Origin of the sequence: Pseudoalteromonas thalassia (assembly GCF_049257215.1) — a bacterium.
Lineage (GTDB): Bacteria > Pseudomonadota > Gammaproteobacteria > Enterobacterales > Alteromonadaceae > Pseudoalteromonas > Pseudoalteromonas lipolytica_C.
The window spans coordinates 23,471-29,862 of record NZ_JBMMUE010000026.1 but is presented as its reverse complement, the minus strand read 5'-3'; the positions used below and the strand labels follow the sequence as shown (position 1 = coordinate 29,862).

The window sequence follows — 6,392 nt, the reverse complement described above, 5'->3', positions numbered from 1 at the left end:
AATTTTGCTGAACTAAGTTTAAACTCTTGAGAAAAAGAGCGACGTTGTTTTGTCATAGAACACCTCTGTTTGAGTGGTAATAATACCACCTAAATTAGTGTCCGGTTTCATTGAAGCACAACAACTGGATAAAATCAGGACAATTAAGAGGAGAAAAGCGAGGCGGACTTTGGCTCGTGTTTGTCGAAGAACAAGGTTTAGACACCTTAGATTTAGTAACACTGCTGGAGGCTTCGTAATGAACAGTATGGGTAGACAAAGAAGCGCAAAAAATAAGAACCTACCAGTTGGCCTTTACTCAAAAGCAGTCAACGGCGAAGAACGCTGGTATTACAGGAAAAAAGATGGGAAAGAGACATACTTTCCTCGTGAAACAACCTTAGATAAGGCAATAGAAGCAGTGCTACTTTACAACCAAAAACATCGAACATCTATTGAGGCCATTTTGGAAACAAAAGATAGATTTAATGTGAAGATTACTGATGTTTGGCCGAATATAGTGAAGGCAATCTTTGACGAGAAAGCAAGTAATGCTAAATCTAGCAAAGAAACGCTAAGCAATGACCTAGAAAGGTTTCATTTATTCTTTGGTAAACAGTTTTCAAAATCAATTAGCCGAGGACATGTGAGTGAATATCTAGACGAGTATCATGGTGCTTCATCGAATAATGTAAGAAACCGCAAATTGTCATTTTTACAAACCGTATTCGAAGAACTTATGGATAAAGGCTATATGGATGAAAACCCAGCAAAATTCCTTAAATTCCGTAAAATAGAATCTAAACAGCGTAAGCGCCTTTTTATTGAGACATTCAATAAAATACTCAAGGCTGCACCTAGACATATAAAAACAGCCATGCAATTAGCTCTTCAAACAACACATGGTGCTGCAGAAATAAGTAATATGCGCTATGACGATTGTGAGTTTTTCGAAACCCCTCTAGCATGGGATATCAAGTCAGAATCTTACGTAAAAGTTTCAGAAGCAACTGATGAAGCATTAGTAGTTTATGGAATGCTAAAAATTAAACGTAAGAAAAATAAAAGTAAAGCTGCATCAGCGGTTAAAATACCTATAACAGCTGAAATAAAAAAAGTTATCGATGAGTCAAAAGCGGATGGTATCGAAAGTCCATATATCGTCCACAAAGCTAAGAAGCCGACGAATAAAAAACGTTGCGAAAAAACTGGTAAATTTGTTATCAAAGTTCCTCAAGGATGCAGTCATGTCACCCAAATACCATCGTCGGACATCGGTGGAGGTTTTTCAGCAGTTCGAGATGCGCTAAACCTAACTACATTCATAGAGAATCCAGATTATGACTACAGAGAGAATAGAGATGTTCCTGAGTTCATTGAAGTCAAAATGAATTCTTTAGATAAAAGTAAAAGGCCAAACTTTCATGAAATCAGAGCACTGGCCTTATTTCTGCTTGAAGAAGATAATACTGAAGGCGAAATCAAAGATGATACTTCAGCGCGCGCAGCTCACTCAGAAAAATCCACTACTAAAATATACCTCACTGGAAGAGAAAAGTGGAATACAGTTAAACCAGCTATAGTGAGAACAAAGTAAAAAAACAGATACAAACGACCCCCATTTATTGGGGGTTTCGTGTTTCTGGGATAGAGTATTATTTGCCAAAATCACATCCCAAAATACAGTGGTGGTAGATACATAACTTATTGTTTTAGATAATTTTTATTTTTTAAATTTTTGCGATTCTTGTGACCAACAAACCCCTCTAAAAACAACTTAACCTATTGTTTAATAGTTACTTTTCATAAAGCCCATGAAAAAATGGGGTGTCAGGGGTCGCAGGTTCAAATCCTGCTATGCCGACCATTTTTCTACGCCCCAAACTCCCGCTCTATTATTTATCCCTCTGTGCTTCAAACTCCTTAAAAATACTGTTCACATTCACTTTTGCGCCTAGCTTTGCAGCGATTAAAAACAGGCCCGCTAGTTTTCTGTGTACGAACAGAGCATCTACGGGTGGTGCGTGCCAATGCTCTGAGGCGGTGCTCATTTTTAGGCCGAGCTCTTTGATTCGTTTTGGTAAGTCGCTATAAGCAAAGTCATACTCACCTTGGTGACGCAGTGGCTCGCAGGCGAGTAGAAATATATCAACGACATTATCTATATATTCTTGCGCAAGCCCTTGTTGAAAATAGCCAATTTGCTGTGCTGCTGTTGCAACACCTGCTCTATCGTTAGTATTCGCGGCAGATAATAACTGTAAGTAACCAGCACTAATATGCTGAGGTAGTTCGCGGGTTGCGCCAAAATCTAGAAGCACTAAGCGTTGATTGTCGATTTGATATTGATAATTGGCAAAGTTTGGATCTGTTTGAACTAATTTAAAGCTAAATAGCTCCTGTAAAAATAAGCTTAGTAACTGCTGAGCAGCTTTATTACGAATCGTTTGCTCTGCAGTTGCAAGTGCTTCTAGCTCTTGTCCTTCAACAAAACTCATGACTAATACTTGAGAAGAACTAAGCGAATCAACCACATTTGGAATAAGGTAATTGTCGTTGCCCTTTAAGCACTCGCTGTAGCGTTTTAAATACTTGGCTTCTAATTCATAGTCTGCTTCGTTTATAAGTTGTTGTTTTGCTTCATCGATAAGAGGCTGTATTTCTACCTCTTTGGGTAATAAGCCACTGAGCTTCAAAAGGTAAGCTAAGTTATCAACATCACTGGCAATGCCTTTTGCAATACCTGGGTATTGCACTTTAACTGCTAACTTTTCGCCCGATTCTCGATAAGCAATATGCACTTGCCCTATTGATGCCGCAGCAAATGGCCTAAGTTCAAAGTGTGATAATTGTTCTAGCCACGCATCGCCCCAGTGCTCTCGCATCACTTTGACTAATTGCTTTTGCGGCATAGGTGTCGCTTCTGCACGCAGCCTTGCTAAAATTGCAGATAGCTCAGGAGTGAGTAATTCACCGCTATCCATAGATAACAGCTGGCCCAATTTCATTGCAGCCCCACGCAGATTTGCAAGCTGTTCGGCAAAGCGCTGAATATTTTTAGGCTGTAACAATAACTCTTGTCGTGATGTTTGCTTGCCAGCCGCCCATGCTTTTGTGCCTTCAAACAACATATTACCCGCCACTTTACTAGCTAAAGAGCCAAGCCGAACAGCGCGTGAAAACCGTGATGTTGGAACAGATTTTTGTTTATTACTCATAATGTTTCACACTATTAACTTAATGCTTTGAATACGTTGATTGCTCGGTTTTAGATCCACTTTAGCTTTTACAATCTTTTGCCCATTAGCATAAAACTAAAAAAGCCGCATGGTTTCCCGATGCGGCTATTTATTTAGATTAACAACTTAATAAATCGTTTTATTGAGTGTTACTGCTTACCAGACATCAACTGTTCCATCAGTTGGCTAAAGTCAAAGCTCGCTGCTTTTTGCAGTGGTGGATATTCAGTCAATGACTTAATGTGTTCACCAAGTAGATGTTGCACAGGCTCATTTAGCCATTGCTTAGCTTGCACAATGTCTGAACGGTCTGTTAAGCCATCAAAGCTTTCAAACGGGTCCATACGTAAGTTATAGATGATCGGGAACTTTTGCTTCTCATACTGAGCGTAATAGTTTTCGCTCGTTTCGAAATGAAGTTTCCACTGCTTATAACGCACAGCCTTGATGCTTGATTCGTAATAATAAAGGAAACTATCACGCGCACTTTCGTCTGTTTTACCTAACCAATAATCTAAGTTATTTACGCCATCAATCGGTTGCTTATGCTCTTTAAGGGCTTTTTTCGCGATATTTGGTTCACCCGCTGCTGCTGCAAGGGTTGTGTAAATATCCATGTGCGATTGAATACCCGTTAGTATCGTATTTGCAGGGACTTTACCTGGCCAACGAACAATCATTGGTACGCGTACGCCGCCTTCGTAAGTTGTCATCTTTTCACCACGGAAAGGTGTGGTACCGCCGTGTAATCGAGCGCTGTGCTCAGGACCATTATCTGTTGAGTAAATAACGATAGTGTTATCAAGTACACCCATATCATCTAGCGCAGCCATTAACTCACCCACTTGCTGGTCATGTTCAATTAGGCCACTGCCGTATAAATCATGCTCTGTGGTGTACTCTTCAGCTAAATAACGACTTTCGTCACTTAAACGCGTATACATGTGCATACGACTTGGGTTAAACCAAACAAAGAAAGGTTTATCAGCTTTTTTTGCACGCTTGATAAAATCTAGGCTTGCAGTCATAAACTCTTTATCTACGTTTTTCATACGTTCGCGAGAAAGCTGGCCGGTATCTTCAATTTTTTGTTTACCCACTTTACCAAAACGTGGATCAACCGTTTTATCATCTACATTAGTTGCGTAAGTATGTAAAACACCTCGCGTACCATACTTTTTGAAAAATTCAGGGTCTTTTGGATAATCACGTTGCTCGAATTCTTCTTGCGTATTTAAGTGATATAAGTTTCCAAAAAATTCATCAAAACCATGAACGGTTGGTAAGTGCTCGTTGCGATCACCTAAGTGGTTTTTACCAAATTGACCTGTAGCGTAACCTTGCTCTTTAAGAACCTCAGCAAGGGTATAAGAGCCTGCTTTTAAACCAAGCTCTGCGCCGGGTCTGCCAACAGTTGTCATGCCACTACGGATTGGGTACTGGCCGGTAATAAGGGCAGCGCGACCAGCAGTACATGATGGTTGTGCATAGTGATCGGTAAACATTGCACCTTCATGGGCAAGTTTATCAATATTTGGGGTTTTATAACCCATTGTACCTAGGCCATATGCACTGATGTTTTGCCAGCCTACATCATCGGGGAATATTATGAGGATATTGGGCTTATCTTTAGCAAAAGCGACAGAGCTTGCTAAATACAAAGCAGCAGATGCTACGGCGAGTAGTTTTTTCATAACAGCAGTCCTTCGTGTATTGTAATAAAATACTATGTGATTTAGTTTTAAAACTGATAGTACCTATTTTTAGTTTACTAAACATACTGCTTACCGCAATTAATTATTATCAAAAAATAAAAAAAACCGCATGGTTTCCCAATGCGGTTTCATAAAATGACTAAAAAATTAAGCCTATTTAATTACTTCTAAGCCACCCATGTATGGACGTAATACTTTTGGCACGATAACTGAGCCGTCTGCTTGTTGGTAGTTTTCTAAGATTGCTACAAGGGTACGACCAACCGCTAAACCTGAACCGTTTAGTGTGTGAAGTAGCTCTGGTTTTTTCTCGCCTTGACGACGGAAACGCGCTTGCATACGACGTGCTTGGAAATCAACCATGTTTGAACATGATGAGATTTCACGATAGGTGTTTTGTGCAGGTAACCAAACTTCTAAATCGTAAGTTTTTGCTGCGCCAAAGCCCATATCACCTGTACATAAAATCACTTTACGGTATGGCAGCTCTAATGCTTGTAAGATTTGCTCAGCGTGACCTGTTAGCTCTTCGAGCGCTTGCATTGAATCTTCAGGTTTTACTAGTTGTACTAATTCAACTTTGTCGAACTGGTGCTGACGAATAAGACCACGGGTATCACGGCCATAGCTACCCGCTTCACTTCGGAAACATGGTGTATGTGCTGTTAAACGAATTGGTAAGTCGCTTTCGTCGTAAATTTCGTCACGAGCACTGTTAGTAAGCGGCACTTCCGCTGTAGGAATTAAGCTGAAACCTGGTTGTTGCTGACCGTCGTCATCCACTAAACCTAAAGTGTGGAATAAGTCACCAGCAAACTTAGGTAATTGGCTTGTGCCGTATAAGCTTGCGCTATTTACTAGGTAAGGCACATACATTTCTGTATAGCCATTTTGCTCTGTGTGTGTATCAAGCATAAACTGCGTAAGAGCACGATGCATACGTGCAACTTGACCGCGCATAACGGTAAAACGTGCACCACTGATTTTAACGCCCATTTCAAAGTCTAGGCCGTTAACATCTTGACCAACATCAACGTGATCTTTTACTTCAAAGTCGTATGACTTAGGCGTACCCCACGTTGAAATCTCAACGTTTTGATCTTCGTCTTCACCAACAGGTACTGATTCATCAGGTAAGTTTGGAATAGCAAGTGCAATTTGCTTAAGCTCTTCTAACACTGCATCTTGCTCTGCTTTAACGCTGTCTAGTTGGTCGCCAAGATTACTAACTGAATCAAGCAGCTGTTGTGCTTTTTCGTGCTCGCCTTTCGCTTTTGCTTGGCCGATAGCTTTGGAACTTGCATTACGCTCGCTTTGAAGTTCTTGCGTTTTTACTTGTAATGTTTTGCGTTTTTCTTCAAGAGCAGTCACTGCTGCAATATCAAGCTCGAAACCACGCGTTGCTAAACGTGCAGCCGCTTGTTCAATATCTTGACGTAAATATTTAGAATCTAACATG

Annotated in this window: 4 protein-coding genes; 1 reads left to right on the top strand and 3 read right to left on the bottom strand. The window is 40.4% G+C overall.

The window, feature by feature from the left end; genetic code table 11:
* Positions 1-238: 238 nt before the first annotated feature.
* Positions 239-1,576, top strand: a complete 1,338-nt coding sequence (locus AAEU31_RS20040) for a site-specific integrase (protein ID WP_421968115.1) — start codon at positions 239-241, stop codon at positions 1,574-1,576.
* A gap of 298 nt (positions 1,577-1,874) precedes the next feature.
* Here the strand turns inward: AAEU31_RS20040 and AAEU31_RS20035 are convergent, their stop codons facing one another.
* From AAEU31_RS20035 to serS, 3 genes are all read right to left on the bottom strand, one after another.
* The gene (locus tag AAEU31_RS20035) at positions 1,875-3,197 is read right to left on the bottom strand and encodes an ABC1 kinase family protein (RefSeq protein WP_421968114.1); all 1,323 of its coding nucleotides are present in this window, start codon (positions 3,195-3,197) and stop codon (positions 1,875-1,877) included.
* A gap of 170 nt (positions 3,198-3,367) precedes the next feature.
* Positions 3,368-4,912 carry an arylsulfatase gene (locus AAEU31_RS20030; protein ID WP_421968113.1) on the bottom strand — a complete coding sequence of 515 codons (1,545 nt, stop codon included), beginning with the start codon at positions 4,910-4,912 and terminating at the stop codon, positions 3,368-3,370.
* Between the two features lie 174 nt (positions 4,913-5,086).
* Positions 5,087-6,391, bottom strand: coding sequence for a serine--tRNA ligase (gene serS / locus AAEU31_RS20025; protein WP_135925091.1), 1,305 nt, complete (start codon positions 6,389-6,391; stop codon positions 5,087-5,089).
* Position 6,392 lies beyond the last annotated feature (1 nt).

Excerpts from the sequence above, each read along its gene's own strand:
- AAEU31_RS20040 (WP_421968115.1), top strand. The coding sequence starts at position 239 with ATGAACAGTATGGGTAGACAAAGAAGCGCAAAAAATAAGAACCTACCA.
- AAEU31_RS20035 (WP_421968114.1), bottom strand. The coding sequence starts at position 3,197 with ATGAGTAATAAACAAAAATCTGTTCCAACATCACGGTTTTCACGCGCT.
- AAEU31_RS20030 (WP_421968113.1), bottom strand. The coding sequence starts at position 4,912 with ATGAAAAAACTACTCGCCGTAGCATCTGCTGCTTTGTATTTAGCAAGC.
- serS (WP_135925091.1), bottom strand. The coding sequence starts at position 6,391 with ATGTTAGATTCTAAATATTTACGTCAAGATATTGAACAAGCGGCTGCA.